Raw genomic sequence first — 25694 nt, 5'->3', positions numbered from 1 at the left:
CTAAAGAACTTTCCCCATTACAAAATCATAATCTTCAACAGATGAGCAGTTTAGCACATGCAATACATCCACAATTGGATTATTTGAATTTGCAATTGAAAAGTGTGCCGGGATGCTTATCTCCGGCTCACCATTACCGGCCGGAGATGGCCAATGCTTGGAGATAGAGTACGCATTCAAATCAACTACTGCTACAGTGCCACCGTGATGATAAGGATCCTGCCTTACATCACGACTTTTGTGTCGCATTTTCTCTCTATAGATCCCTGCTGCATCTGTCACGTGCCCGAGTTCTCCCACAACACCATCACCGCTGTCATACAACTTTTTAATCGCAGGGTAGAAATTAACAGGCGAGGCTAAAATATCTACGACGCCGATCTTTTTAACCGCGAATTGGGAAACCATACGTTCAATCCAACGCAGACGTTTGGCGATCTCATCGGAGTTAAATTTTTTCAGACCGTCGATTCTTATTTCAATTCGACCTTGCTCCGGCAGCAAAGCAACCACATCATATAATTGAATGGGCTTACGCCGAATACCGATTAGCTCGTCAAATCTCCCAAAGTCTTTCATCGCATCGTCACCCAATGAGTCACCAGGAATTTGTTCTCGCTCGGTGACGTATTGCCTAGAGCACAGCATGAAGTTCGCCCGATCTTTCTCATCCCATTGCGCAACACATTGTACTTTCAACGGCGCCTTTAAAAGATCGGTAGGGGAAAGGGGAAGAGGAAAATCGCTCGAATAAACTGTCGCCTGCACTACAAAACCGTTACTCATAGCGTTTAGCAATGAGCTGACATCAGCCTCATCAACTTCATAAACCTTGACCACTTTATCGCAGTACAGAGTTATGTCGTCATGAGCAAGAGCGAGCGCATCGGAATATGAAACTTTCGTAAGCTTATTTTTTAAATGCGGGGCGATTTTTGCTATAGTTTGCTGCCAACCTGTTGAAACTGGCAAGTTAAGATTTTTTAGAGCATTACGAAAACTTTTAAAAGAAACATCTCGAACCTGAAGAGCGTCGATATAAGATAGCGGATTTTTCATTAGATCCTCATTATTCTTAATAGGCAGTTTTTCTTACGTAACCAAGATCTTCCTATCTATATTTCTTCAGGTATAGATACAACACTATTTTTATGCCGAGAGTTCTTAGACCAAGGAAATGGGAAAAATCCGTACATCGCCAGACCGAAACATTCGTCTCTAACGGGGCGTGTATACAGCCACAGTGCTTTAGAATAGAACTCGTCATGCCTAATATCCTTATGTAAGCAAATAGAGTGCGGTCGCAGGCGCCGGTCTGAGAGCGAGAGACGAAGGATTTTTTACGGCGTTCCTCACCCTGAGTTCCCAATAGGCACAGATTAAGCTGGCGGATTGATATCGGCAAGGGCCGCAGTCAACTCTGCGACGCGCTGCTCAATATCCCGTACCCGCTTCTTCTCCTCAGCAACGCGTTGCACGTCTCGCTGATCGTCCTCACCCAGCTCTCGAAACACAGATAAAACCGATTTTTCTCGCGAGCTTTTTCCGGCGTCACCGAAGGATATTTCCTCTCCTGCCCGATGAATTGAGCCCGCACCCGTCAGCAGCCAGTCAAGGGAGATCCCGTTTTCCTCCGCGACGTCTACACATAATGAGTAAGGCACGGAGTTCCTAGATCGCCAATTACCCATCGTCTGGCGATTGGTCCCAGTACGCTCACACAGCTGCGAATCGTTCGTTACGCCCAACGCTATTTGGAGACGATCCAAAACTTCAGCTGCACTTTTTTTACCCAATTTGGGGAAACTCCTATTGACTTACCCATTTTGGGTAACTACGCTACACGCAATGAGTACATCTTAACCAAGTAGGAACACTGCAACCATGAGTCAAGCCATGGAAAAGCGCCACATCCAAGCTCGACTGATCGAACACGGCAGCAATTTTCGTCAGTTCGCCATCAGTCATGGCTATGAACCGCGCACGGTTACTCAGGTGGTGCAGCGCTGGGCAGGTCACGACACGTTGCCGCGTGGGCGACTGTCGTTTCGCATCTTGAGGGATCTGTCGAGGTTGATCGGTACCGAAGTCCTCCCAGGAATCCTTACGGAGAACGCCGATGCTCAGCCGCCAGCCGAGACTGCTTGAATAACTGTAGAGGCGGTGACGCCAAGGAGGTAACAGAAAATGAAGCGATCCATTCTAACCAGCAAAAGGCAGGTAATGAGCGCTGTGATTTGCAGCTATCCCGGTGGACGGGAATGCGCCGCCGCCCGTCTCGGCTATCCGCTCAAAAAATTCGATAACCACGTCTATGAAAACGCAGGCGGCCGTCCGTTGAGTGACGACCAGGTGCACCTGTTGGAGCAAGACGCTGGCACGACCTACTTCCCTGAATACGTCGCGGCGATGTACGGCGGCATGTACGTACCGTTAGCCAAAGCCGAAGAACTCGACAACGTCGAGCTGTACAGCCTCTCGGTTAATGCCGCAGCGAAACGTGGAGTCGTCGATCAGTTTATTGCCAAGGCTCTGGAGGATGGAGCGATTGACCGAGGCGAAGCTGACGTGATTCTCGCGGCACTCACCCGCTACATAGCGGCGCGCCAGTCAGAAGTGCTCGCGACCATCCAGTTGCACAGTCGCACTAGTGACCAGAATTAATCCACTCAACACACCCTTGGAGCCATATCTCATGACGAGTCTTTTAAACGAACGCCGCGAAGTTATCAGCGATTTGATCTCAGTTGCCGAGAACGCTTTTGGGGATCTCAAGCAAGCTCTAGAAATCGCGCAGAACGATGAGGATTTAGCCAACGTCCGTTTCGCCATTGGGCAATCGGTGTTCCCCCTCAATTTGGCTCACGAGGCGCTAAAACAATGATGAACCGTCCAGTGAACATAACTGCAGTAGCCGCTCTGCCCAACGATTCCGCGGGCAGCAGCGCGACAGAGAACCTGGACTTGTTCCCGAAGGGCTGATCATGAGCACCTACAAACTCGTTTGCCCACATTGCCACGGCCGCATGCGTATCCGCACCAGCGAAGGCACGCACATTTTCCTGCGGGTGGCCTACCTGCAATGCACAAACGAGGCGTGCGGCTGGTCAGTGCGTGCCGAGTTCGAGATGACTCACGAGATGAGCCCGAGCGGTATGGCAAACCCTACCGTCAAGCTGCCGATCGCCGACGTGGCCCTGCGGCGGGCGGCGATGCGAACCGCTAATGATCAACCGGACTTGTTAGACCAGATGGATATGGAGATGGCACACGTATGAACACCCTACCCCTCACGATGAACCCGACCAGTGACTACCGCAGCGCGATGCAACAGGCTGCCGTGGCCTATTTGTACCGCCACCGCTGCGAGCACCTGGCCGGCGACGCCCAGCTCATGAGCAACTGCGTTCGGTACCTGACGCTGTCACTGGAGGTGCCTCACTTTCTTGTGCAGCGCATCGCCGAGCTGGCTGTGATGGAGTTCGAGAGCATGACGTGCAATCGAATCACATCACTTGGCGTGGACCGGGCCAGCAGCCCGGACAAACAAACCGTCTGGCTGCTGGACACCTGCACACAGCAGCAGCATTTAGTACCAGCGCGCGTTTTACCCACACGCTTGCTTTCCACTCCCACCACCCTCTCGCACTAACCAAACCGCCCTGATCGATGCCCGTTTTGTATGGGTAGGGGGAAATTGCATCTGACTGGCAGCCGACATGAGCAAGATCACCATAAAACTTGAGCTGGACGAACAGCAGGCCAAGCATTACCTGCTGTGGCTGACCAGTCAGTACGAAGTCACCATGGCGGACGTTTGGTACTCAGACCGCTACAGGAACGTGCCGAGTGGAGAGCGCGCGCCACGGGTACTTGAGGACCTTCCTCACCTGGCAGGCATCTGCAGGACGCGCACCGAGCTGAAAAAGCAGCTCGTGGTTGTGGAGCAGTGCCAGTGATCCGCAGACCCATGGAGCATCAAATCCGCGCTGACGTGCTGCAGCGCATCGAATTCGATTACGGCCTTCAGCACATGGCCGGCACGAAGTACATGCGCAAGGGGACCTGCCCCCAGTGCAACCAGAAACGCCTGTTCTCGCGGCATGACGAACCATGGTTCATCCGCTGCGGCCGCGAAGAAAAGTGCCGTTATGTGGCTCCCGTCAAAGAGCTGTACCCCGACTTGTTTGACGACTGGAGCAAGCGCGCGCCAGCGACCAACGAGCAGCCCACCGCTAGCGCGAAGGCGTATCTGACGTTCGCCCGTGGCTTTCGCGTAGAGCTGATTGAGGGGTGGTACACCCAGGAAAGCTACTTTGACCGGGACTTGAATATCGGCTCGGCCACGGTTCGGTTTCCGCTTGAGCACGGCGGTTACTGGGAGCGCCTGATCGATCAGCCTTCACGCTTCGGCAAGAAGAAAGCTCGTTTTCAGCCACTCAAAAGCTACCGCGGGCACTGGTGGTGCCCGCCTTGCCTCGACCTTCTGGAAGTCACTGAGCTGTGGATCGTCGAGGGCATCTTCGACGCGATCGCACTTACTCAGAACGGTATCGCTGCCGTCGCCGCTTTGTCCTCGAATGCTTTTCCGGAGGAATCCCTCAAGGCGCTGAGCACCGCCCGGGGCGGCAAGACACCCAAGTTGGTGTGGGCACTGGATAACGAGCCAGGCGCTCACAAATACACACGCACCTGGGTAAAACGCGCCCGTGAGCTCGGCTACACCTGCGAAGCCGCGCAGATCCCGCAGCCGGACGCCCGCAAGGTGGACTGGAACGACCTGCATCAGCGCTGGGCGTTTATGGATGACGAACAGGCGCGGGCCGATCGGATCGACAAAGACCTGAAAGAAGCTCGGCACCAGGGCGCGCTGCTGATTGCCGAGAGCGCCAGCGACAAGGCCCTGCTGATGTACCAGTGGCGCGAACGGGAGGAGTTCCACTTCTGCTTCGACTCGCGGCTGTACTGGTGGAAATTGGATCTCGCGAAATTCAACAGCGCGAAGCAGGCGCTGGATGGCAGCGATCGCCAGGAAGACCAGTTGCTGAATGAAAAGGCAATCAGAGAGAAGGCGTTGCGCATGTCCGGCTGCGTCGTCGAGATCGCCAACTGCTACCCCAAAGCCCTCTATTTCCAACGCAACGAGATCACGGACGAGTCCTGGTACTTCTTCCGCGTCGACTTCCCCCACGACGGCGGCTCGGTCAAAAACACCTTCACCGGCGGCCAGGTGGCGGCCGCCAGCGAGTTTAAGAAACGACTTCTCGGCATGGGTGCCGGGGCCGTGTTCACCGGCAGTGGACAACAGTTGGACAAACTCATGAAAGATCAGCTCTTTGGCATCAAAACCGTATCGACCATCGACTACGTGGGCTACAGCAAGGAATACGGCTGTTACGTGTTCAACGATGTGGCGGTCCGCGAGGGCCAGGTGATCAAGATCAACGAGGAAGAGTTCTTCGAAATGGGCAAGTTGAAGCTCAAGACCTTGCAGAAGGGGGTGAAAATCGACCTGGAGAAAGACGGCAAGAAGTACGACCCGCAATGGCTGGATCTGCTGTGGCAATGCTTCGGTGGCCAAGGCATCGTCGCGCTGACGTTCTGGTTCGGGTCGCTGTTCGCCGAGCAGATCCGGAGCCGTTACCAGTCATACCCTTTCCTTGAGGCCACGGGCGAGGCCGGCGCGGGCAAGACGACCTTGCTCACGTTGCTGTGGAAGCTCTTCGGGCGTGATGGTTACGAGGGCTTCGACCCCTCCAAATCGACCAAGGCCGGCCGCAGTCGGTTGATGGGCCAGGTCTCCGGGATGCCGATCGTGCTGCTGGAGTCGGACCGAAGCGGCGAAGATAAGGCCCATGCCAAAACCTTCGAATGGGATGAACTCAAGGATTATTACGGCGGTGGCACGCTTGCAACCAAGGGCGTCAAAACCGCCGGCAACGAGACCTATGAGCCACCCTTTCGCGGCACGATCGCTATCAGCCAGAACGCCCCAGTGGTGGCCTCTGAGGCAATCATGACCCGAATCGTGAAGCTGCATTTCGTGCGGCCGAACGTAACACCGGAAAGCCGTGCGGCTGCAGACCTGCTCAACTCACTTGAAGGCTGCACGCTGAGCAACTTCGTGCTGCAGGCGGTGCGCAAGGAGCAGGAGGTGATGGAGCTGTTTGCGCAGCGGCTGCCGGGTTACGAGGCACGGCTTCGCAACCTGCATTCCCACTGTTTCGCATGCGAGTCGCCGTTCAAGGATGAGCAAAGCGACTGTGCTCATTGCGGAAACAAGCTTCGCGGTTATATCCGCGTTGAGCGGATCAACAAGAATCACGCACAGATGCTCGCCCTGCTCGATTGCCTTCGCATGGTGGTACCGCTCACCGAAACTCAGATCAGCCATACCCGGACTCAGATCATTCGCATGGCGATCGAGCGCCAGGCCTCGATCAGCTCGGATCATCCGGTCGTGGCGGAATTTTGGGAGGTTTACGAGTACCTGGAAGGCCTCGACGCAAACGGTCCTGTGGTCAATCACAGCAAGAAAGCCAACGTCATCGCCATCAACCTCAACGACTTCGTGAAGTGCGCCATCGAGCATCGTCAGAAAGTGGCCGATGTCGGTGACCTGCGCGAGCGTTTGAGGGACTCCCGCTCTCGCAAGCTGCTCGACGTCAACAAGGCAACCGACAGCGCGGTGCGTGCTTACCAAGCCCGGACCACCAGCGCAGTTACCGCCAAACAGCCGATTGTGAAGTGCTGGCACTTCCAGGCCTGACCGATCAACCGCCGGGCGCTGCAACGTCTGACACCACCCAAAGGAGAAGCACCATGCACGTACAAATCATCAACGGTGACGGGAAGAACGGGGAGACAGTCCGGCTCAAGCTTCTGAAAGGGCTGGGAGACTGGCTTGGCCAAAGCTGGCAAGCAGTCCATGCGGACGCCTATTGCGCCGCGAGCCTGATCGAGATTCTTGAGGTTCGAGCTTCAACCGAACGGGAAATCCTGGTGCTGGAATGCAGCCGGGCACAGATTCAGGCAGTGCTGGAGTGGCAGTCAGCGACTGAGGAGGTTGTCGAGCTTGAAGACGTGCTGCTGCACATGGTGCGCAAGCAAAACACAACGGGCGAAAGCCAGTAAGAAGGTGGTGTCGAGGGGCTGCAACCCCTCGACACCGACCACCCAAAGGAGAAGCACCATGCAAGTGAATCAACCCCAAGGCGGCAACGCAGAGGCTATCACAGCCCTCAAGCTCTCGGCCGGCCAAGGCCAGACCAGAGCGAGCAACTACGCCTCACGGACGGCCGACAAGTTCGTTCTACGGATGCCCGAGGGCCTGCGCTCTCGCATCGAAACCTTGGCATGTGAGCACCGTCGCAGCATGAACGCAGAAATGATCGTACGTCTTGAGCGCTCTTTCGTTGTTACCGATGTGGTAGCAGAGCAGGCGCTGCTGATCCGGCAGCTCAGCGCCCGGATCCATGAGCTGGAGCAGCAGCGGGAGGTGGCTCATGGTTGAGCTCTTCCATTTGTGCTGCAGCTCGGTCAGCTTCACCGACGTAGGGCAAACGGAGGCTTCAGCTCGGGCCGATCGGGGATGCAAGGAGCGTGAGTATGTCTGCTGATTTACATCGAGCGCCGTCGGACCTGATGCTGTCAATCCAGCAACTGATTGAGCAGCTACGGCGGCCGGCAGTTTCCTCAGAGAATGAACTGTGGACAGCACAAGACATCGCGGCCTACCTGAAGCTGTCGGCCTGCACAATCGAACGACGTGTCGTTGTTCAGCCGGGATTCCCGGCCAGCGTGCAGCCCTGCGCCACAGGCGCCAAAGCGGCTAAAAGATGGTTCGCCGGCGAGGTCATAATCTGGTTACGTCAGCACCGTGCAAAGCTGCCGCTCCAGAGACGATCAAAGCAAAGACCTTGAGGTAAAAGCCTGCGTACTCCGCAGGCTTTCTATTACCCCAAACGTTCCGCCAGTTCTGCAGCGGTGGCGTTGTAGTAGACCATCAGCGACTTCAAATCCTTATGGCCGGTGATGCGGGCCAGATCCAGCACATCGACTTTGCGGGCAAGCCTGGTAATGGCCTCGTGACGAGTGTCGTGGAAGGTGAGTCCATCGATTTTGAGCTCGTCTCTGATCCGACGAAACAACGTGTCGGCAGATCCAGACTCGAGTCTGAAAAGACGATCGTCGGGCCCCTTACCCCTGTAGAGCGGCTCTAAAAGCTCGCCCGCCCGCCTGCTCAGCGGAACGTTGCGGCTGGAACCGTTCTTCGTCTTCGGCAGACGTACGAACCGCTCTGGCAGCTTCACCCACTTCGCGGTCATGCCCAGGATCTCGCCCTGTCGCATCGCGGTTTCGATGGCGATGAGGAATGCGTATGCAAGCTCCTGGAGCATTGTGGTCGGTGGTTGGCCTTCGACGAACCCAAGCCGGTTTATCAAAGCGGTGATTTCGGATTGCGCGACACGGCGTTCGCGGTGAGGCATGTTGCTTGGGCGCCTGGTGTCTCTAACGGGATTGACGAGGCAGGCTTTCCATTCTGTCCTGGCAATTTCAAACACTGACGACAGCAGCGTCATCTCTCGCCGGACGGTCGACGTCTGAACGGTCTTCAGCCTCGAGTCTCGCCACTGGGCGATCTGATCGGATGTGATCGAGCTCATCAGCTCGCCTACCCACTCAAGCGATTTGTCGAAGTTGTCCAGCCGCAACGCCTCCCAGCGCTGGCCAGCTTTGGTTGGGGACACGTCGCGCTTATAACGGCGCAAGGCTTCCGATAGAGTCATCGCCACAGTCGAGCGGGATTTCCCGTTCTGAGAGGCAATTTCAACCTCTCGCGCAGTCGCCCAAGCCACCGCAGCGGCTTTGGTGTCGAACGTCTGGGAGTCCCGCACGCCCAGCTTGGCCACCTCTGCACGCCATCCACCGCTTCGCTTCCGATACGAGGCCATAACACCCTCCTGGCGTAAAAATGGCGTAAAGGCTATCACGTAGACGCCAAATGCTGCCGGAGGCTGTCCGCACTGAATACCTATCGGGGCCATTGAATACGGGGGTTGAACGGAAATTACCGAGATGGACATTTACTGTCGGAGGGCTCGCGTTGCCCCCTCGGGGCACCAAACAGCAACACCTTCAAGTGGTTACCTCACTTGAAGCACAAAAAAACCGGCCATGTTTGAGCCGGTTTTTTTGTGGGCGGGATTTGGTGGGTGCTATCATTCGACCGGGTGCTTCACACGGTGAAAACCATTGGCATACGGACTGACCCCTTCCCGGCTAAAGCCGGTCCTACTGCGACCTAGCACTTAGTGGGACAGTCAACATTCCAGATTCATGCAGCGCCAACCACATGATCAAGCGGTATCGCGACCTAACAACCCCAGCCGCAATACCCTCCCCTCAAAAGTCCTGCGAAGTCGGGCGCAGCACAATCTCGTTAATGTCCACATCACCCGGCTGCTCAATCGCGTAGGCAATTGCGCGGGCCACGGATTCGGCCGGGATCGCTTGCTTGTAGAATTCTTTGACCACGTCCGCGCTCGGCTGATGGCCGCTGCCCAGTTTCAGCTCGGAGTCCACCGCGCCGGGCTCGATGGTCGTGGTGCGGATCTTGCCGCCGACTTCGTGACGCACACCGTCGGAGATGGCGCGGACAGCATACTTGGTGCCGCTGTAGACGGAGCCGCCCGGGCTGAAGACTTTGATGCCCGCTACCGACGAGATATTGATGAAGTGGCCGGAGCCCTGAGCCTCGAACTTCGGCAGTGCAGCGGCGATGCCATAGAGGACGCCTTTGACGTTGATGTCGATCATGCGGTCCCATTCATCGACGCGCAGCTCGGACATGGGCGCGATGGCCATGAGGCCGGCGTTGTTGATCATGACGTCCACACGGCCGAAGTCGCGGACTGCGTTATCCACCAGCGCCGCTACCTCTTCTCGGCGGGTGACATCAACGGTGTAAGCCGATGCGTCGCCGCCCACAGCCTTGATGTCTTGGACGATGGCGTCCATGCGTTCCTGCCGACGCGCGCCGAGTACTACCTTGGCGCCGAGTTTTGCCAGATGCCGCGCAGTGGCTTCGCCCAGGCCGCTGCTTGCGCCGGTGATGACGACGACTTTGCCTTGAATGCCGTTGCTCATTTCGTTTCTCCAGAAGTGCAGGAAGTTGATGGAGGCCAGTTTGCGGTGGATATTCTGATCAGGAAATGGAAGTGTTCGGATTTGACAATTCCACTTTCTGGAACGCGAGCGAACGATGCTTAACCGAATGGAAATGCTGAGGATTTTTCTGGTGGCCGTGGACTCGCCGACGTTCAGGGAGGCCGCCACGCGCATTGGCACTTCGCCGCAAAAGGTCACCCGTGCGATCAAGGAACTGGAGCGCACCTTTGCCGAGCCCTTGTTCCATCGAAGTACACGGCAGGCTCAAGTCACGGCGTACGGAGCAGATGTCGCACGACAGGCGCGTGCGACCCTCGATCAGTTCGATCAACTGTTCGCCGCCCATGCAAAGGATCAAGTCACCGATATCGTCGGCCGAGTGGGCATCACAGCGCCACACTCGATCGGCAAGCTCTATCTGGCACGGTTTCTCAAACCGTTGCTGCAGGACCATCCCGGACTTCGAATCGAGTTGAGCCTGGATGACCAATTGACGGACGCCGTAGCGTCGCGGATCGACATCGGCATACGCATCGGCACCGTTCGGGACCGACGCTATATCGCGCGCGCCGTGGGGAGTGTGCCACTCAAGATTGTGGCGTCGCCCTTGTTGATCGCGAAGGTTGGCGGGCCTTCCACGCTCGAGGAACTCAAGCGTCTGCCTCTGTCGACGCTCATTGATCGCAATAACGGAAGGCCGTGGCCGTGGTTTCTCTTGGATGGTCAAAGCTATCTGCCGCCTTCGCCCGCTTTCAGTTGCGATGACCCGGAAACCGAACTCGAATTCGTCCTCGCAGGCGTGACATTCGCACAGATGCCGCACTTTCTGGCGGAGGCGTATCTGCGCGACGGCCGTCTGATCGAGGTATTACCCGATCAGGCGCCCCCGCCCATGGACCTCTCCGTTTACCGAACGCAGTCAGGACCGGTGCCGCCCAGGGTAAGGCTCGTCTACGATCACCTCATCCAGTGCCTGAGTGACCCACAGACGTTTCCCTGACAATCCCTCGACCACGACGGGTCACGCTGTACCCGCCGCAGCAGATGCGTGGGTCGTGGCCTCACATTCTCCGTATAACAAACGAACCGAAGACGACACCGCCCGGTCGAACGCTGCGGCACTCCCTCGGGCATTCGCTGATTACCCCCAGCGGGCCCCCTTACCGAAAACCACCGGTCTTCCATGTTCGAACACATTGACTTCAACTATCTGCTCGCCAATTACGGATATTGGGCCATCTTCATCGGTTGCCTGCTGGAAGGCGAAACCATCCTGATTCTGGGCGGCCTGGCGGCGCACCAGCACGTGCTGGAATGGCAGCAAGTGCTGATCTACGCCACCCTGGGCGGGATGCTTGGCGACCAGATTCTTTTCTGGACGGGCCGCCACTTCGGACCGCGCCTGCTGCCACGCTTACACCGCCAGCAAGCGACGATCGACCGCGTTTCAGACCTGATCAAGCGGTATCCCACTGCCTCGATTTTTGGGGTCCGATTCCTTTACGGCATGCGCCTGATCGGCCCGCTGGTCATCGGGGCGAGTCGCTTGTCCCCTGTGCGCTTTGCGCTGATCAACCTGCTCGGCGCCGCAGTCTGGGCGAGTCTCTTTCTGGCCGCCGGGTATTGGGCCGGGGGTTTTCTGGAGGAGATGCTGGGCAACCTGAAACCTTATCGCCTGCCGATTTTCATTGGCGTGATTGTAGTGGGCGCAGGCGTTGCGCTGTATCGGCATCGTCGTGCTAAAACCCGACCTGCCCGGCAAGCGGCCAAGCGGGCGAAAGACAAGCCGCCCTCCTCCGCGGCATAACGCTTCCCATCTGCGTCGCCCACCTCTATAACGGCAGACAAGCATATGTCGCAGAGGGGGTACTCGATGAACACACGCATCACCGCCGGTTTGCTGTTGAGCATGGTTAGCGTTGCGCAGGTCCAGGCGGCGGAGACGCCGTCGCGTCTGGACACCGTGATGCAAAAAGGCCAATTGGCCGTTTGCACCACGGGCGATTACAAGCCGTACACGTTTCTCAAGCCCGACGGCCAATATGAGGGCATCGACATTGAGCTGGCGCAGTCGCTGGCGAAGAGTCTGGGTGTGACGATCGAGTGGGTCCCGACGACCTGGAAAACGCTGATGCCCGACTTCACTGCGGGCAAATGCGACATGGCGGTGGGCGGAATTTCGGTCACGCTGGAGCGGCAGAAGAAGGCTGCGTTCAGCGACACGCTGGACATCGACGGCAAGGTGCCGCTGGTCCGTTGCGAAGACGAATCCAGGTACCAGACCGTGGAGCAGATCAACCAGCCAGGCGTGCGACTGATCGAACCTCAGGGCGGCACCAACGAAGCCTTCGCCCACGCTTACCTGCCCAATGCCAGCCTGTCATTCCATGACAACAAGACCATCTTTCAGCAGCTGCTGGACAAGAAGGCGGACGTGATGATCACCGACGCGTCCGAAGCCCTTTACCAACAGAAACGCATGCCCGGGCTGTGCACGGTCAATCCGTCGCACTACATGCAATACGGTGAAAAAGCCTACCTGCTGCCGCGAGACGACATCGCCTGGAAAGCCTACGTTGATCAATGGCTGCACCTGACCAAGGCAACCGGCGCCTACAAGAAAGTCGTGGGTGAATGGCTGGCAGTGCCGTCGGAGTAAGGAATGAAGATGACGCCCGTGAAAACTCGGCGCAGGACCCCAGCGCGTACATGAAAACGACCCGAACCATCACCCGCGCGTTTTGCGTCGAACTGCAGCAGGAGCTGTCCATCGTGGCGGCGAGGCGAGAATACTTTTCTCAAGAGCTGCCTCGGGCGCGCTTCAGTTTTCTGTGCTCGTCTGAGCCTTGCCGCGCCTCGGGCGTCAAGATCACCGGCGTTCGCTATGACGTGAAACCTCAGGAACATCCGACTTTTGTCGCCGCGCACTACCGGGCCAATCCGAACTACGAACATCACCCCGATTGCGAGTGGGTCGATCCCGAAGTGACGCTGCCGGCTGCAGACGAGACCGAGGCCGAGAGCGAGCTACGGAGGGTCAAGCGCAAGCTGGACGATTACATTGACGTGTTTGACCCCACAGTCAAAGAGCGTCCAAAGCAGACTGCAACCGCAGACAAGCCGGACACTAAGCCTCCTGAGTCAGCCAAGGACCCTTCGTCCTCGACGGACATCCTGAAGGCTAAACAGGACAAGCAGAACCGCACGAGCAATCTGGAGCGTCTGGTCGACAGCTTTCGTCAGGCTCAGGCGTCTTTGAGCAAAGAAGAGCTCGCGCTGCTCACCTTGCGCGTCCCGGGCCAGGGCGAGGTGTCATTGCGGGCTTATTTTCGCCACATCAAGTTCGCGCAGCTGAATGACGACCGTCGCGTCCTGTACGGCGGTGGGTTGGTCGAGCGGTACGGCATCGGCTTCAAATTTAAATTCTTCGACCGCCTGCAAGGCAAGCTGGTGACGCTCTACGTCTCACCCGCGCAAATGCAGGCTTATCGCTCCAGTCGCTACCTCAGTGAGCTGCTGAGCCATGCTGATGAGGTACGTTTCTTTACGGTCTTTGCGCTGGGCACACTCGTGGCCAGCCCATCCGGGAAAAGCGTCAGCGTGGAGATTGAAGACTTGCGCCACCTGGCCATCGTGCTCGGGCCGGCCAGGGATGGCGCAGATCCCGCTAAACCAGTTCTGGAAAGCTAAACCGACGCTTGATTCAGGTCGAAAAAAACCCGGTTGCTCTCGCGAGCAACCGGGTTTTTTTGACTTCATTCCGGAGGACTAAGGCGCTGCGTAAGTGACCAGCAACTCCTTAGTTACCTGAAAATCCAGCGACATCGCCACGCTCAATGCAGTGATCGTGAAGATGGAGAACACGAACAGCTTACGTGCCCAAACGGTATCGTCCTTGGCTTTGTAGCCGGTCCAGGCCATGTACAACCAGTACATGCCCATCGCCGCCGCAACGGCCAGGTAGTTGAGCCCGGCGTAGCCGCCGAAGGTCAGCATCAAGGTCGCCAGCAGAAACGCCAGGATGTAGATCAGGATATGCCGCTTGGCAACCCGAATCCCGCGCTTGACCGGCAGTACCGGAATCGAAGCGGCGCGATAGTCGTTGAAGCGGAAGATCGCAATTGCGTACGAATGAGGCATCTGCCACAGACTGAACATCACCAGCAATGTCAGCGCCGCAAGGTCAAAGGTGTTGCTGACCGCGACGTAACCAATCACCGGCGGCATTGCGCCTGAAAGGCTGCCCACCAACGTGCCATGCACCGACTTGCGCTTCAGGTACAGGCTGTAGAAGCCGACGTAGATCACGAAACCGATGACGGCAAACAGCGCCGCCAGGGCATTGGCCTGGGTGTACAGCAAGCCGACACCGAGAATGCCCAGCACCGTGGCGTAAATCAACGCCAGCTTCACCGACACCAAGCCCTGCACCAACACACGGTTTTTGGTGCGTTCCATCTTTACATCGATGTCTCGATCGATGCAGTTGTTGAAGACGCAGCCAGAAGCCACTACCAGCGAAGTCCCGATCACCGCGGCCAGGAACAGGCCGATGTCGACATGCCCCTTGGACGCCAGAAAAAAGCCACCTGCCACCGAAAGCACGTTACCGAAAATGATCCCCGGTTTGGTGATTTGGATAAAGTGCTTCAGTGACATCAGGTTTTCCTCACTTCGCCATCATGGCGGTGTGAATGCTGAACATGATCCAGGTGCTCAAGCCAACCAACAACACAATCACAAGGCCAGCGAAGGCAAACGCGATCACGTTGTTGCGCTGTGCTGCCGAGCGGTCGAGGTGCAGGAAGTACACCAGGTGAACAATCACCTGAACGACTGCAAAGATCAGAACGATCCAAAGCGTGGCTACTTTCGAAATGGTCGGGAACATCACCAGGCCGAAAGGAATCGCGGTCAGGATGATCGACAGTACGAAACCGACCATGTACGACTTGAAGCTACCGTGGCTTGCAGGTTCGTGGCTGGCAGCGTCGTGAGAATGATGTGAATTCGCCATTTAAATGGTCCCCATCAGATAGACAACGGTGAACACGCAGATCCAGACAACGTCCAGGAAGTGCCAGAACAGGCTGAGCATGCTCAGGCGAGTCTGGTTGGTATTGGTTAGACCGTGCTTGGAGACCTGATACATCATGATCGCCATCCAGATCAGACCACTGGTCACGTGCAGGCCGTGGGTGCCGACCAGCGTGAAGAACGCCGACAGGAAGCCACTGCGGTTAGGACCGTAACCTTCGGAGATCAGCAGGTGGAACTCGTTGACCTCCATACCGATGAAGCCGAGGCCGAACAGGAAGGTCACGAACAACCAGCCCAACACGCCCGACTTGTTGCCCTTGTGCATCGCCAGCATGGCGAAGCCATAGGTGATCGAGCTGAGCAACAGGCAGGCGGTTTCGCCAAGCACGTAAGGCAGTTCGAAAATGTCGTGGCCCGCAGGACCGCCTGCAACGTTGTTAACCAGTACGGCGTAAATGGCGAAGATCGACGCAAACAGAATGCAGTCGGTCATCAGGTAGATCCAGAAGCCGTAGATTTTCATCTCGCCGGCGTCGTGGTGACCATGGTCGTGCTCGTGGTCATGACCGTGGTCGTGACCCTTCGCACCATCAAATACTAAGTTCGACATTGTTTATGCCTGCTCCAGCTTGTTGACAGGAGTGTTTGTCTGGTCGTTGCGAACCTTGGCCAGGATCGCGTGCTGCTCGCCTTCGATACGTGCCACTTCGGATGCAGGCACCATGAAGCCCTGATCGTCGCGTGCAGCGTGAATCACGAAGTAGACGATGGTACCGATCAGACTGACAGCGGCCAGCCAGAAGATGTGCCAGATCATCGCGAAACCGAAGACCGTCAACAGCGCGCCCATCACCAGACCTGTTGCCGTGTTGTTAGGCATGTGGATGTCGGAGTACTTGGCCGGAACCTTGTACGCCTCGCCATCACGCTTGGCGGCGTAGAACGGGTCGATCTCGTTCGCTTTTGGCAGCTCTGCAAAGTTGTAGAACGGCGGTGGCGACGAAGTGGACCATTCCAGGGTGTGGCCATTCCATGGGTCACCGGTCAGATCGCGGTTCTGCTCGCGGTCACGAATACTCACGTAGATCTGGATCAGCTGGCAGGCAATACCCATTGCAACCAGGACGGCACCTACGAAAGCCACATACAGATATGGCGTCCACTCCGGGTTTTCAGTGGTGTTCAGACGACGAGTCATGCCCATGAAGCCCAATGCGTAGAGCGGCATGAAGGCGACATAGAAACCGCTGATCCAGAAACCGAACGCTGCCTTGCCCCACTTCTCGTTCAGCTTGAAGCCGAACGCTTTAGGGAACCAGAACGCGAAGCCTGCGATGTAACCGAATACGGCACCACCGATGATCACGTTATGGAAGTGCGCGATCACGAACAGGCTGTTGTGCAGTACGAAGTCAGCACCCGGGATGGCCAGCAGAACGCCAGTCATACCGCCGATGGAGAACGTCACCATGAAGCCCAGGGTCCACAACACGGGCGCGGTGAAGCGCAGACGACCCTGATAAATCGTGAACAGCCAGTTGAACAGTTTCACACCCGTCGGGATGGAGATCAGCATCGTTGCCAGACCGAAGAAGGCGTTGACGCTTGCACCCGAACCCATGGTGAAGAAGTGGTGCAGCCAGACCATGAAGCCCAGAATCGAGATCGCACCAGAGGCGTAGATCATCGAGTGGTGGCCGAACAGACGCTTGCCGGTGAACGTCGAGATGACTTCGGAGAAGACACCGAACGCCGGCAGAATCAGGATGTATACCTCAGGGTGACCCCATGCCCAGAACAGGTTCACGTACATCATCGGGTTACCACCCAACTCGTTCGTGAAGATGTGGAAGTCCAGGTAACGGTCAAGCGTCAGGAATGCCAGGGTGCCGGTCAGGATCGGGAACGAAGCCACGATCAGGACGTTGGCCCAGGTGCAGGTCCAGGTGAAGATCGGCATGTCCATGAGTTTCATGCCAGGCGTACGCATCTTCAGGACCGTCACCAGGAAGTTGACCCCGGTTAACGTTGTCCCCAGTCCTGAAAGCTGTAGTGCCCAGATGTAGTAGTCCACACCCACGCCCGGGCTATAGCCCAGTTCGGACAGCGGCGGATAGGCAACCCAACCGGTACGTGCGAATTCGCCAACACCCAGAGACACGTTGATCAGAACCACGCCGGAGATCAGCAGGTACAGGCTCAAGGAGTTCAGGAACGGGAAAGCCACGTCACGAGCGCCGATCTGCAGAGGCAGAACGATGTTCATCAGACCGGTGAAGAACGGCATCGCCATGAAGATGATCATGATCACACCGTGAGCGGTGAAGATCTGGTCATAGTGTTCAGGCGGCAGGTAGCCAGGCGATCCCTCGACGGCGAGCGCCTGCTGGGAACGCATCATGATGGCGTCGGAGAAACCACGCAGCAGCATGACCATCGCGATGATGATGTACATGACGCCGATTTTTTTGTGGTCGACAGATGTCAGCCACTCGGTCCACAGGTAGGTCCACTTTTTGAAGTACGTGACCAGCCCCAAAACCGCCACGCCGCCGATAGCGATCATGGCAAGCGTGATCATGACTATCGGTTCGTGGAACGGAACCGCGTCCAGACTTAATTTACCAAACATCGTTTACTCCTCTGCCTGCGCAGCTGAATGCTTACCCATTTCCATCCCTTCCGTACCCGCCACTTCTTTCTTCTCGTGGACAATCTTGCCCGGCTTCATACCTTCATACTTGTCGATGATGATCTGGAACAGGTTCGGAGTGACCGAGGAGTAGAGTTCAACGGGATTACGCTCGCTGGGCTTGGCCAGCGCAGAGTATTCAGCCGTTGCCAGTTGCTTCGGTGAATTCTTGACGTCGGCAACCCAGGCTTCGAAGTCAGCCTGCGAGGTGGCAGTCGCCTTGAATTTCATGCCGGTGAAACCTGCGCCACTGTAGTTGGCGGAGATGCCGTCGAACTCGCCATTTTCGTTGGCGATAAGGTGAAGCTTAGTCTGCATCCCGGCCATCGCGTAGATCTGGCCACCCAATGCAGGGATAAAGAACGAGTTCATGACCGAATCAGAGGTGATTCGGAAATTGATCGGCGTGTTGGCCGGGAACACGATCTTGTTGACGGTGGCAATGCCTTGTTCCGGGTAAATGAACAGCCATTTCCAGTCCAGGGCGACCACTTCGATGGTCACTGGCTTGACGTCGGATTCGAGCGGACGGTAAGGGTCCAGCGCGTGGGTCGACTTGTACGTGACATAGCCGAGAACGATGATGATGGCCAATGGAACCAGCCAGACCACCAGTTCAATCCGGGTTGAATGCGCCCAGTCAGGCGTATACGTCGCGCTCTTGTTGGTAGCGCGATACTTCCAGGCGAAGATGATGGTCATGAAAATGACCGGCACCACCACCAGCAGCATGAGCAAGGTGGCAGTGATGATCAGATCACGCTCTTGAATGCCGACATGGCCTTTTGGATCCAGCAAGGTGTAGTCGCACCCGCTGAGCAGGAGCATGCTGAAAAGGGCCAAGAAGCCAAAAAACCTGGGGTACCTTTTTTTACTCATCTCACGACCTCTAAAAGCAGCTTTCGCATCGCAGTTGGGTTTCGACCGCCAACACTTCACCCTGCCAGGTGCTGGCAAATGCTTGGATTGAAAAGGGGCCTGTCAGGAAGCATGTGGCCTCGCAACATTTCCGGATTTAACTGTGGATTCTTATTCGAATGGTGGCACCCGCCTAGGCGGACCAAATCCCTTGGCGCAGACATTCAAAACGTAACTCGGGAGGCCATTCGAACCGCGTCTACCGAAGCGAAAAGACGCTCCATGACCTCGATTTACACCGTCCCGCAAATGAGGGGGTGGCGTGAATTGGGGGCGATTGTAGATACGTAAAGTTTTATTGACTATAAGTTTCTGCGCAACAGTTAATTTCGTATTCAGTAAAAATGCGGTGTTATGTCGCACCCTGAATCATCGCAAAGCCCCTGTTTTGTTGAAGCGAAACGGAGGCTTTGTTACGCAACGCTTTGTAATCAGCGCGCTTTCATCCGGTTGCGAATAATTCCCACCGGGACCAACACAACGGTGAGCACAAAAGCCACCAATGCCCACTGCGCCAGAGACAAACCCAGAACTGGCGGATATGGCGTCTCACAGAAACCGCCGACCTGAAAACCGAGCGGAAACAACGATGCCAGGGGCAGACCGTCGACGATCGGCTGCAGCACATCGATGCCGCAGCTTTCGGTCGGGTGGGTCTGGATGTAGACGTGGCGCCCGGCAGCCAAAAGCCCGCCCACCGCGCTCAGAATCACCAGCGCCTCACAAATCGTCAGGCTTACGCGCCCCGGCATTGCAACACCGATGAAGGCAAACACGGCGATGAACAGCAGCGCATACCGCTGCAGAATACACAGCGGGCAAGGGGCCTCACCCAGCACCACCTGCATGTACAACGCTCCGCCGATCAAGGCCAGGCAGATGATACCCAGCAATACCAGGAACCGCTTTTCACGCCGCAGGTTCAATATCTCGTCAGTCATTCACATACCCTTTGAATTGGAGTCACCCGGATCGGCGGTGCAGAGTGCGCGGGGCGGGCCCGCCGCAAAGGCAGCGATTCTAGCACCGTCCCGACATCTCGCTCATCGAGCGGCAGGCGATGCAGCAATCCGGCCGGCTTGCTCGCCACCGCCATTACCTGGCGATGGTGAACACGCATGCATTACCCAGGCGTTAACACTTCAATTCAAAAGCCATCGTGCGCCTTTGAGCCCCCTTCTTATATATAGAAGCGTGCGGCCTTTTGTCGCACTCCCGACACAACGCCCTGCCTATCTATATATATGTAGGATGCGTCTAATTGTCGCAGCGACTATTCCAAAGCTGCCGCAGGACCAAAGAACTCATAATGCACCTGTGCGTCGGGGACGCCGGCTGCTTTCAATTGCCGCTTCATAGCAGCCATGAAGCCTTTCGGACCCAGAAAGTAGGCATCGACGTCGCGGCTCTCCGGTAGCCAGCTCTCGAGTCGCGACTGATCAAGCAAGCCTGTGGCATGCGCCGCCGAGCTCACGCCGTCATCCTCGGCATAGCAGTAGAAACGCTTGAGCTGCGGATGCTGGCTTGCCAGAGTTTCAATCCAGTCCCTGAACGCGTGTACCGAGCCGTTGCGGGCGCAGTGGATGAAATGGACAGGGCGCCCCGTTTGCAACGCCGCTTCAAGCATCGCCAGCGTCGGCGTGATGCCGACCCCTCCGCTGATCAAAACCAGCGGCTTGTCGCTGTCGGCCAGCGTGAACTCTCCCGACGGCGGGAACAGGTTGATGTTGTCGCCTACCTGCAAATGATCGTGCAGGTAATTCGACGCGACGCCGCCGGGTTCGCGCTTCACGCTGATGCGGTACTGATTGTTGCCAGCCAGCGCCGACAGCGAGTAATTGCGGCGTATTTCCTCGCCGTTTACATGAAGCTGCATGCCGATGTACTGGCCGGCCGTGAACTGCAGAATGGGCTGACCGTCTGCCGGGGCGAAATAGAACGAGGTGATCTCTGCGCTTTCCGTGGTTTTGCCGACCACCTTGAACGCACGTGCGCCACGCCAGCCGCCGACCGCCTGGGCTTTCTCGTCATAGATCGCTTTTTCTGCACCGATCAGGATGTCAGCCAATTGGCCGTAGGCTTTGCCCCAGGCGCTTATCACTTCATCCGTGGCGATTTCCGCGCCCAGTACTTCGCGTATCGCCCTGAGCAGACATGTGCCGACGAGGGGGTAATGTTCAGGAAGAATCTGCAGCGCGACATGCTTGTTGATGATTTTGGCAACCAGATCGCCGAGTTCGTCCAGCTGATCAATGTGACGGGCGTACATCAGCACGCCATTGGCGAGCGCACGGGGCTGGTCGCCATTGGCCTGGTGAGCCTGATTGAACAAGGGACGCACTTGCGGATACTCATTGAGCAGCGTCTGGTAAAAATGAGTGATCAATGCTTCTCCCCCGCTTTCCAGCAGTGGTACGGTCGATTTGACGATGGCACGATCCGATGCGGTCAACATTGAAAACTCCTGAGGGTGATGTGTAAGGGATACCTCGGTATTTCACGAATCGTGCCATTGGCGGCGAGCCATAAAATCAGCGGTTTCGGGGCTTACCAGTCAATTTGACCTGCTAGCATCTGTGGTCAAAATGACTCCGTCAGTGTCATTTTGACACTTAGCGTCAAGGACCGAGAGACGGGCCGAACGGCCTCTGGCGGCAAAACCGTTAAAGCCTGGGTTGAGCGGGTCGATAAACCGTCATCGAAAGCTTTTGGCCGATTCCACGCGGCCAGGCAACGCATCACAGAAGGTTTATATGTCCAAGAACGTCCGCGCAGATTCACTCTCGCTTCTGCTGTTCACGTTGCGCAGCGGAAAACTGATGGCGATCAACCTGCTCAAGGTCAGCGAGATCATCCCCTGCCCTCCCCTCACGCGGCTGCCGGAATCGCACCCTCACGTCAAAGGCGTTGCCACGTTGCGCGGCAACCCGCTGTCGGTGATCGACCTCAGTCGTGCCATTGGCGAGCGTCCCCTGGAGGATCCTGCCGGCGGCTGCCTGATTGTCACGGACGTCAGCCGCTCGAAGCAGGGGCTGCACGTGCAGGCGGTCAGCAAGATCGTTCACTGCCTGACCACCGACATTCGCCCACCACCCTTCGGCTCCGGGAACAAGTCATTCATCACAGGCGTTACGCAGGTGGACGGGACGCTGGTTCAAGTGCTCGATATCGAGAAGGTGATCCACGGTATCGCCCCGGCGCGCATCGTCGCAGAACCGGCCGAGTTGCGCAGCGAGGACGCTGCCGTGCTGGCCAAGGCTCGCATACTGGTGGTTGATGACAGTCAGGTGGCGCTGCAACAATCAGTTATCACCCTGCGCAACCTGGGCATCGAATGCCACACAGCCCGCAGTGCCCGTGAAGCCATCGATCAATTGCTGGAACTGCAAGGTACCGCGCAACAGATCAACGTCGTCGTGTCGGACATCGAGATGTCGGAGATGGACGGCTACGCGCTCACCCGGACGCTTAGGGAGACGCCTGACTTCCAGGAGCTGTACGTGTTGCTGCATACCTCACTGGACAGCGCGATGAACGCAGAAAAGGCCAACGCCGCAGGTGCCAACGCCGTGCTGACCAAGTTTTCCTCGCCCGAGCTGACACGATGCTTGATCGAAGCCGCACGCACGGTCGAAGCTCAGGGAATCTGAGCCCTTGCGCAGACGACGCCTCAGCCGGGCATTACTGGCTGATGCGTCGGGACCTCGGCGCTGCCACGGCCGATGGGGTCTGGCCCGCCGACGTGCGTCAGATGCCACTCACCCCACAGAATGCCGCTGCTGTGCACCAGTTGCTGGTAGCGGGGCGCGAGCACGGCGGCGGCCGCGTCGCGGACTTCCCCGTATGGCGGGATGCTTTCGACACTGATCCCGAATCTGACCGGAGCTTGTGCTTGATCCTTGAAGATGCACAGGGCGTGGTCGCGGTGGCGCACTGCTGGACCAGCGCGTTTATCCGCAATCTGGTGGTACACCCCCGCGCGCACCGTCGCGGTCTGGGGCTGGCGTTGCTGAACCGGGTATTCGCCACCTACCGTCACCGCGGTGAAGGGCATGTCGATCTCAAGGTGATGGAAAGCAATCTGCGAGCACGCCGGCTGTATGAGCGCGCCGGTATGCAATATATTCAGCGCCACGAACTCGACCCGCGCTGAACCTGCGCCGGGGCCGATTGCTCACTCGCGACATGGAGACGCCTGCCTGTGAAGATGCACACTGCGCTGTTGCTCGTTCTAATCGCCGCCGCTGCTCAAGCCAGCGCTTCCAGCCCTGACGCCTGGGCAGCCTTCAACAAAACCCTGGTCGACAGTTGTGTCAGCGCCAGTTCGCTCAAAAATGCCAAGCCCGCCGGGGCCGACGCCGCCTTCGACGACAGCGTCGGGTTCACCGCGCTGTTGATCAAAGGCCAGTACAAACAGGCGTTCATGAAAAACAAGACCGGCACCGAGCTGTGCCTGTACGACCGCAAGAACAAAAAAGCGCTGATCACCGAGTGGGACAACGTCACCACGTTGCCCAGGAAATAAGGCAAGCGTCCGGATGAGGCGTGTCGCGATCATGCTCTTCCCTCACGTCCAGTCACTGGATGTGGCCGGCCCTCTGGACGTATTCGCCGAAGCCAATCGCTTCCTGCCGCAGGCGGATGGCTACGAAATCGTCACCATCGGCGTGGCGCCCTACCCGATCGTCGCCTCCAATGGCATGCCGCTCGGTGCGCAGTATTCTCTGGCTCAAGCACCGCAGGACGTTGATATTTTGCTGGTGCCCGGGGGCCCGCTCTTGCCGGACAGCGATGAGGTACTTGCCATCACCCGATGGCTGCAGGACGCCGTGCCCCACGCGGGGCGCTACGGCTCGATCTGTACCGGTGCTTTCATTCTCGGACATGCCGGATTGCTCGATGGCAAACGGGCTGCGACTCACTGGAGCCACGCGCAGCAACTGGCCGACCGGTTCCCTCGCGCGCGAGTCGAGCCCGACCGCATTTATGTCCGTGACGGCGCGCTGATGACCTCGGCCGGTGTCACGGCGGGTATCGACATGGCCCTCGCGCTGGTCACTGAAGACCATGGCGCGGCGGTTTCGCTGGCGGTCGCCAAGCGGCTACTGGTGGTCGCCCAGCGTCAAGGCGGCCAGTCGCAATTCAGCCCCTACCTCACGGCGTCGGCGGACGACGATTCGCCGGTGGCAAAGGTGCAACGCCATGTGATGGAGCACATCGGTGAACCGTTTTCGGTGGAACGACTGGCTGAGGTGGTAGCGATGAGCCCGCGCACCTTCGCCCGGGTGTTCGCGCGCGAGGCCAACGTTACTCCCGCAGAATTTGTACTGCGCGCGCGCATCGATGCTGCCCGGCATTTACTGGAAGGCAGTGAGATGGCCATCAAGGCGGTGGCGTATCACTGTGGATTTGGCAGCGCCGCAAGAATGCGGCTGTGTTTCAGCCAGCGTCTGGGCGTGACGCCGACTCAGTACCGGGACAGCTTCCGCAAGGAAAACTAAGGGAGCCGGGCCCAAGCCTGCCCGGTAGCCTGGGCGCTGCGAAGTAAATTAGCGTTTGCCCATCGAACGACGCGTGCCTGATGGCGCGACACCCGGGCGTTTGTCATGGTTGGATTTGCCCGAACCTTTGTAATGTTGCTGGTCCTTTTTGGCCTGCAACAGCTCGCCCGGTTTGAACGGGAAGCTGAACGCCGGGATGGCCGGCTTGGGATCGCCAGAGGTCGCATTGCTGTCGACCGAATCGTCCAGATCAGGAGCGGGCGTGTGTTCGGGGGTGGTCATGGAAGCTCCGTAACGGCAAACGGTCGAGGAATACGGGCAAGGCCCGAGGGCCGCGCAGCATACCTGAATCGTCACCCGATCGCTTCTGCCAACAGACAGGGTGCGCCGGGCTATTTGTAGAACAGATCGACCATCACCTCAGCCGAAAACGGGCCTGCTGTTGGCTTGTCGGTCTGCCACACGAGTTCGGCAACAAAATCCGTGGTGGCCGAGTAGTTATCCTGCAGCTGATCGGTCAGGTGAAAGGGTTCGTTGTAGGGCACCAACGAGTCATCCGCTTTTCGAATGCGGATGCCGATGCTGCCGTTGTTGGCGGGCACCAGCACATCCTGTTTCAACAATCCCGAGACGGGTGTAATCCGTGCGTTGAGACTGAACGGTGAGTCACAGATGCGGCTTGTGGCCAGCGCAAAACGTGGAGGGGGTGCATCCACCGGCTCCCCTACGCGCACATTGCGAATGGCCACATCGCCGAAGTCTACGGTCTCGGGCATGACCCGCAGTTCAGCGTTGCACGCGACAAAGCGCAACCCGCCGAGGTTGTTGATCACGTAGCTGAGCCTGCCTTCCGGGTCAGGGCTAAGCGCGCCGCCATCCAGCTGGAACATCCGGTAGTCGAGCAAGTCGCTGGCGATGCCCGAGGGCGGTGTCGGACCGTACTTTTGGATGAACACCGAAAACGGCAGGGCGAAGGTGACACTCGGGCACCCAGCGCTCGCGTCGGTGCAAGCGGGTGCCTGCTGTTGCGTAGGGATGCGCCCATTGGGCTGGACGTAATCAATGCCCCGCAAAGTAAGCCCGGCACGGATGCCCTGCCCGACCTGCAGGTTGTCAGGGTTCAGGTACAGAAACACCTCTTCCGGCCCGCCGACTTCCTCCTTCGCACACGCCACGCCCAGGTTCAGTCGCTCGGAGCGCCACACGGCACTGCCATCAGGAAGGGTTGCCGGAATCGCGACGGTGCTGCTCAAGTCGGCGCGGACCACCGATTCGCCAGCGCCCTGGGTCTTGCAGGTCATTGCCAGGGCGCAGCCAGGCAGCACCAGCGTCAGCAGCATGACTGGCCACCTGCGGATGGAAAGTATGTTCAT

At 57.7% G+C, this 25694-nt stretch carries 31 protein-coding genes; 18 read left to right on the top strand and 13 right to left on the bottom strand.

The genetic code is table 11. The features are described 5' to 3' along the window. Positions 1-1059 (bottom strand): hypothetical protein, encoded by a 1059-nt coding sequence (locus QRN48_RS17220; RefSeq protein ID WP_285351889.1) that lies wholly within the window; start codon positions 1057-1059, stop codon positions 1-3. Between the two features lie 320 nt (positions 1060-1379). After that, positions 1380-1769, bottom strand: coding sequence for a helix-turn-helix domain-containing protein (locus tag QRN48_RS17215; protein WP_285352128.1), 390 nt, complete (start codon positions 1767-1769; stop codon positions 1380-1382). A 127-nt stretch (positions 1770-1896) separates the two neighbouring features. Here QRN48_RS17215 and QRN48_RS17210 point away from each other — a divergent pair, with 127 nt between their 5' ends. The 10 genes from QRN48_RS17210 (at position 1897) to QRN48_RS17165 (ending at position 7923) form a co-directional block, all read left to right on the top strand. Next, positions 1897-2148, top strand: coding sequence for a helix-turn-helix domain-containing protein (locus QRN48_RS17210; protein WP_285352126.1), 252 nt, complete (start codon positions 1897-1899; stop codon positions 2146-2148). A 39-nt stretch (positions 2149-2187) separates the two neighbouring features. After that, positions 2188-2664 carry a YmfL family putative regulatory protein gene (locus QRN48_RS17205; protein ID WP_285351888.1) on the top strand — a complete coding sequence of 159 codons (477 nt, stop codon included), beginning with the start codon at positions 2188-2190 and terminating at the stop codon, positions 2662-2664. Between the two features lie 31 nt (positions 2665-2695). After that, positions 2696-2884 (top strand): hypothetical protein, encoded by a 189-nt coding sequence (locus tag QRN48_RS17200; RefSeq protein ID WP_285351887.1) that lies wholly within the window; start codon positions 2696-2698, stop codon positions 2882-2884. Positions 2885-2984: 100 nt separating this feature from the next. Next, complete coding sequence (locus QRN48_RS17195; protein ID WP_285351886.1) at positions 2985-3278, top strand: Ogr/Delta-like zinc finger protein; 294 nt, start codon at positions 2985-2987, stop codon at positions 3276-3278. Further along, positions 3275-3652 carry a hypothetical protein gene (locus QRN48_RS17190; RefSeq protein ID WP_285351885.1) on the top strand — a complete coding sequence of 126 codons (378 nt, stop codon included), beginning with the start codon at positions 3275-3277 and terminating at the stop codon, positions 3650-3652. The genes QRN48_RS17195 and QRN48_RS17190 overlap by 4 nt, the downstream gene beginning before the upstream one ends. 67 nt (positions 3653-3719) lie before the next feature. After that, positions 3720-3959 (top strand): hypothetical protein, encoded by a 240-nt coding sequence (locus tag QRN48_RS17185; RefSeq protein ID WP_285351884.1) that lies wholly within the window; start codon positions 3720-3722, stop codon positions 3957-3959. 11 nt (positions 3960-3970) lie between these two features. Next, the gene (locus tag QRN48_RS17180; RefSeq protein WP_285352124.1) at positions 3971-6769 is read left to right on the top strand and encodes a toprim domain-containing protein; all 2799 of its coding nucleotides are present in this window, start codon (positions 3971-3973) and stop codon (positions 6767-6769) included. A 53-nt stretch (positions 6770-6822) separates the two neighbouring features. Continuing rightward, positions 6823-7134 carry a hypothetical protein gene (locus QRN48_RS17175; RefSeq protein ID WP_285351882.1) on the top strand — a complete coding sequence of 104 codons (312 nt, stop codon included), beginning with the start codon at positions 6823-6825 and terminating at the stop codon, positions 7132-7134. Between the two features lie 58 nt (positions 7135-7192). After that, positions 7193-7513: an Arc family DNA-binding protein gene (locus QRN48_RS17170; RefSeq protein WP_285351881.1), complete on the top strand. Its 321-nt coding sequence runs from the start codon at positions 7193-7195 to the stop codon at positions 7511-7513. Between the two features lie 95 nt (positions 7514-7608). Next, on the top strand, positions 7609-7923 hold the full coding sequence (locus QRN48_RS17165; RefSeq protein WP_285351878.1) for a hypothetical protein: 315 nt from the start codon (positions 7609-7611) through the stop codon (positions 7921-7923). A gap of 32 nt (positions 7924-7955) precedes the next feature. Here QRN48_RS17165 and QRN48_RS17160 read toward each other — a convergent pair whose 3' ends face one another. Further along, positions 7956-8954 (bottom strand): tyrosine-type recombinase/integrase, encoded by a 999-nt coding sequence (locus tag QRN48_RS17160; protein ID WP_285351876.1) that lies wholly within the window; start codon positions 8952-8954, stop codon positions 7956-7958. Between the two features lie 451 nt (positions 8955-9405). Then, a complete protein-coding gene (locus tag QRN48_RS17155) occupies positions 9406-10149 on the bottom strand; it encodes an SDR family oxidoreductase (RefSeq protein WP_285351872.1) in 744 nt (247 codons plus the stop codon). 133 nt (positions 10150-10282) lie between these two features. Here QRN48_RS17155 and QRN48_RS17150 point away from each other — a divergent pair, with 133 nt between their 5' ends. The 4 genes from QRN48_RS17150 to QRN48_RS17135 all read left to right on the top strand — a co-directional run bounded on the left by QRN48_RS17150 (position 10283) and on the right by QRN48_RS17135 (position 13860). Beyond that, positions 10283-11170, top strand: coding sequence for a LysR family transcriptional regulator (locus tag QRN48_RS17150; RefSeq protein ID WP_285351870.1), 888 nt, complete (start codon positions 10283-10285; stop codon positions 11168-11170). Positions 11171-11353: 183 nt separating this feature from the next. Then, complete coding sequence (locus QRN48_RS17145; protein WP_052075230.1) at positions 11354-11977, top strand: DedA family protein; 624 nt, start codon at positions 11354-11356, stop codon at positions 11975-11977. A 66-nt stretch (positions 11978-12043) separates the two neighbouring features. Beyond that, positions 12044-12829 (top strand): transporter substrate-binding domain-containing protein, encoded by a 786-nt coding sequence (locus QRN48_RS17140; protein WP_285351867.1) that lies wholly within the window; start codon positions 12044-12046, stop codon positions 12827-12829. A gap of 50 nt (positions 12830-12879) precedes the next feature. Beyond that, positions 12880-13860: an ATPase gene (locus QRN48_RS17135; RefSeq protein WP_285351865.1), complete on the top strand. Its 981-nt coding sequence runs from the start codon at positions 12880-12882 to the stop codon at positions 13858-13860. Between the two features lie 78 nt (positions 13861-13938). Here QRN48_RS17135 and cyoE read toward each other — a convergent pair whose 3' ends face one another. From cyoE to hmpA, 7 genes are all read right to left on the bottom strand, one after another. Then, complete coding sequence (cyoE, locus tag QRN48_RS17130; RefSeq protein WP_037012536.1) at positions 13939-14829, bottom strand: heme o synthase; 891 nt, start codon at positions 14827-14829, stop codon at positions 13939-13941. Between the two features lie 10 nt (positions 14830-14839). Beyond that, positions 14840-15187, bottom strand: coding sequence for a cytochrome o ubiquinol oxidase subunit IV (cyoD, locus tag QRN48_RS17125; protein WP_285351863.1), 348 nt, complete (start codon positions 15185-15187; stop codon positions 14840-14842). Further along, a complete protein-coding gene (locus tag QRN48_RS17120) occupies positions 15188-15820 on the bottom strand; it encodes a cytochrome o ubiquinol oxidase subunit III (protein WP_037012541.1) in 633 nt (210 codons plus the stop codon). 3 nt (positions 15821-15823) lie between these two features. Continuing rightward, entirely contained in the window at positions 15824-17842 is a 2019-nt protein-coding gene (cyoB, locus tag QRN48_RS17115) for a cytochrome o ubiquinol oxidase subunit I (RefSeq protein ID WP_037012544.1), read from the bottom strand. Positions 17843-17845: 3 nt separating this feature from the next. Beyond that, entirely contained in the window at positions 17846-18781 is a 936-nt protein-coding gene (gene cyoA / locus QRN48_RS17110) for a ubiquinol oxidase subunit II (RefSeq protein ID WP_037012546.1), read from the bottom strand. A gap of 470 nt (positions 18782-19251) precedes the next feature. Further along, the gene (locus QRN48_RS17105; protein WP_285351860.1) at positions 19252-19761 is read right to left on the bottom strand and encodes a disulfide bond formation protein B; all 510 of its coding nucleotides are present in this window, start codon (positions 19759-19761) and stop codon (positions 19252-19254) included. A gap of 332 nt (positions 19762-20093) precedes the next feature. Next, positions 20094-21275, bottom strand: coding sequence for an NO-inducible flavohemoprotein (gene hmpA, locus QRN48_RS17100; RefSeq protein ID WP_285351858.1), 1182 nt, complete (start codon positions 21273-21275; stop codon positions 20094-20096). A gap of 298 nt (positions 21276-21573) precedes the next feature. Here hmpA and QRN48_RS17095 point away from each other — a divergent pair, with 298 nt between their 5' ends. The 4 genes from QRN48_RS17095 to QRN48_RS17080 are packed head-to-tail and all read left to right on the top strand — an operon-like array spanning position 21574 to position 24321. Beyond that, entirely contained in the window at positions 21574-22470 is an 897-nt protein-coding gene (locus QRN48_RS17095) for a chemotaxis protein CheV (RefSeq protein ID WP_037012552.1), read from the top strand. Between the two features lie 41 nt (positions 22471-22511). Next, the gene (locus QRN48_RS17090) at positions 22512-22973 is read left to right on the top strand and encodes a GNAT family N-acetyltransferase (protein WP_285351856.1); all 462 of its coding nucleotides are present in this window, start codon (positions 22512-22514) and stop codon (positions 22971-22973) included. A 48-nt stretch (positions 22974-23021) separates the two neighbouring features. Continuing rightward, positions 23022-23345: a hypothetical protein gene (locus QRN48_RS17085; RefSeq protein WP_502944621.1), complete on the top strand. Its 324-nt coding sequence runs from the start codon at positions 23022-23024 to the stop codon at positions 23343-23345. Positions 23346-23358: 13 nt separating this feature from the next. Next, positions 23359-24321, top strand: a complete 963-nt coding sequence (locus QRN48_RS17080) for a GlxA family transcriptional regulator (protein WP_285351854.1) — start codon at positions 23359-23361, stop codon at positions 24319-24321. Between the two features lie 48 nt (positions 24322-24369). Here QRN48_RS17080 and QRN48_RS17075 read toward each other — a convergent pair whose 3' ends face one another. Further along, positions 24370-24603 carry a hypothetical protein gene (locus QRN48_RS17075; RefSeq protein WP_191944358.1) on the bottom strand — a complete coding sequence of 78 codons (234 nt, stop codon included), beginning with the start codon at positions 24601-24603 and terminating at the stop codon, positions 24370-24372. 110 nt (positions 24604-24713) lie between these two features. Then, entirely contained in the window at positions 24714-25694 is a 981-nt protein-coding gene (locus QRN48_RS17070; RefSeq protein WP_191944357.1) for a fimbrial protein, read from the bottom strand.

It is taken from the genome of Pseudomonas sp. ME-P-057 (assembly GCF_030208975.1).
Lineage (GTDB): Bacteria > Pseudomonadota > Gammaproteobacteria > Pseudomonadales > Pseudomonadaceae > Aquipseudomonas > Aquipseudomonas lutea.
This window is presented reverse-complemented; position numbering and strand designations above follow the sequence as displayed.

Coding starts and splice junctions, on each gene's coding strand:
- cyoD (WP_285351863.1), bottom strand. CDS start 15,187: ATGGCGAATTCACATCATTCTCACGACGCTGCCAGCCACGAACCTGCA.
- QRN48_RS17090 (WP_285351856.1), top strand. CDS start 22,512: ATGCGTCGGGACCTCGGCGCTGCCACGGCCGATGGGGTCTGGCCCGCC.
- QRN48_RS17165 (WP_285351878.1), top strand. CDS start 7,609: ATGTCTGCTGATTTACATCGAGCGCCGTCGGACCTGATGCTGTCAATC.
- QRN48_RS17200 (WP_285351887.1), top strand. CDS start 2,696: ATGACGAGTCTTTTAAACGAACGCCGCGAAGTTATCAGCGATTTGATC.
- cyoE (WP_037012536.1), bottom strand. CDS start 14,829: ATGTCACTGAAGCACTTTATCCAAATCACCAAACCGGGGATCATTTTC.
- QRN48_RS17105 (WP_285351860.1), bottom strand. CDS start 19,761: ATGACTGACGAGATATTGAACCTGCGGCGTGAAAAGCGGTTCCTGGTA.
- QRN48_RS17180 (WP_285352124.1), top strand. CDS start 3,971: ATGGAGCATCAAATCCGCGCTGACGTGCTGCAGCGCATCGAATTCGAT.
- QRN48_RS17145 (WP_052075230.1), top strand. CDS start 11,354: ATGTTCGAACACATTGACTTCAACTATCTGCTCGCCAATTACGGATAT.
- QRN48_RS17070 (WP_191944357.1), bottom strand. CDS start 25,694: ATGAACATACTTTCCATCCGCAGGTGGCCAGTCATGCTGCTGACGCTG.
- cyoA (WP_037012546.1), bottom strand. CDS start 18,781: ATGAGTAAAAAAAGGTACCCCAGGTTTTTTGGCTTCTTGGCCCTTTTC.
- cyoB (WP_037012544.1), bottom strand. CDS start 17,842: ATGTTTGGTAAATTAAGTCTGGACGCGGTTCCGTTCCACGAACCGATA.
- QRN48_RS17155 (WP_285351872.1), bottom strand. CDS start 10,149: ATGAGCAACGGCATTCAAGGCAAAGTCGTCGTCATCACCGGCGCAAGC.
- QRN48_RS17080 (WP_285351854.1), top strand. CDS start 23,359: ATGAGGCGTGTCGCGATCATGCTCTTCCCTCACGTCCAGTCACTGGAT.
- QRN48_RS17205 (WP_285351888.1), top strand. CDS start 2,188: ATGAAGCGATCCATTCTAACCAGCAAAAGGCAGGTAATGAGCGCTGTG.
- QRN48_RS17120 (WP_037012541.1), bottom strand. CDS start 15,820: ATGTCGAACTTAGTATTTGATGGTGCGAAGGGTCACGACCACGGTCAT.
- QRN48_RS17170 (WP_285351881.1), top strand. CDS start 7,193: ATGCAAGTGAATCAACCCCAAGGCGGCAACGCAGAGGCTATCACAGCC.
- QRN48_RS17210 (WP_285352126.1), top strand. CDS start 1,897: ATGGAAAAGCGCCACATCCAAGCTCGACTGATCGAACACGGCAGCAAT.
- QRN48_RS17185 (WP_285351884.1), top strand. CDS start 3,720: ATGAGCAAGATCACCATAAAACTTGAGCTGGACGAACAGCAGGCCAAG.
- QRN48_RS17140 (WP_285351867.1), top strand. CDS start 12,044: ATGAACACACGCATCACCGCCGGTTTGCTGTTGAGCATGGTTAGCGTT.
- QRN48_RS17190 (WP_285351885.1), top strand. CDS start 3,275: ATGAACACCCTACCCCTCACGATGAACCCGACCAGTGACTACCGCAGC.
- QRN48_RS17095 (WP_037012552.1), top strand. CDS start 21,574: ATGTCCAAGAACGTCCGCGCAGATTCACTCTCGCTTCTGCTGTTCACG.
- QRN48_RS17175 (WP_285351882.1), top strand. CDS start 6,823: ATGCACGTACAAATCATCAACGGTGACGGGAAGAACGGGGAGACAGTC.
- QRN48_RS17160 (WP_285351876.1), bottom strand. CDS start 8,954: ATGGCCTCGTATCGGAAGCGAAGCGGTGGATGGCGTGCAGAGGTGGCC.
- hmpA (WP_285351858.1), bottom strand. CDS start 21,275: ATGTTGACCGCATCGGATCGTGCCATCGTCAAATCGACCGTACCACTG.
- QRN48_RS17195 (WP_285351886.1), top strand. CDS start 2,985: ATGAGCACCTACAAACTCGTTTGCCCACATTGCCACGGCCGCATGCGT.
- QRN48_RS17135 (WP_285351865.1), top strand. CDS start 12,880: ATGAAAACGACCCGAACCATCACCCGCGCGTTTTGCGTCGAACTGCAG.
- QRN48_RS17220 (WP_285351889.1), bottom strand. CDS start 1,059: ATGAAAAATCCGCTATCTTATATCGACGCTCTTCAGGTTCGAGATGTT.
- QRN48_RS17075 (WP_191944358.1), bottom strand. CDS start 24,603: ATGACCACCCCCGAACACACGCCCGCTCCTGATCTGGACGATTCGGTC.
- QRN48_RS17150 (WP_285351870.1), top strand. CDS start 10,283: ATGCTGAGGATTTTTCTGGTGGCCGTGGACTCGCCGACGTTCAGGGAG.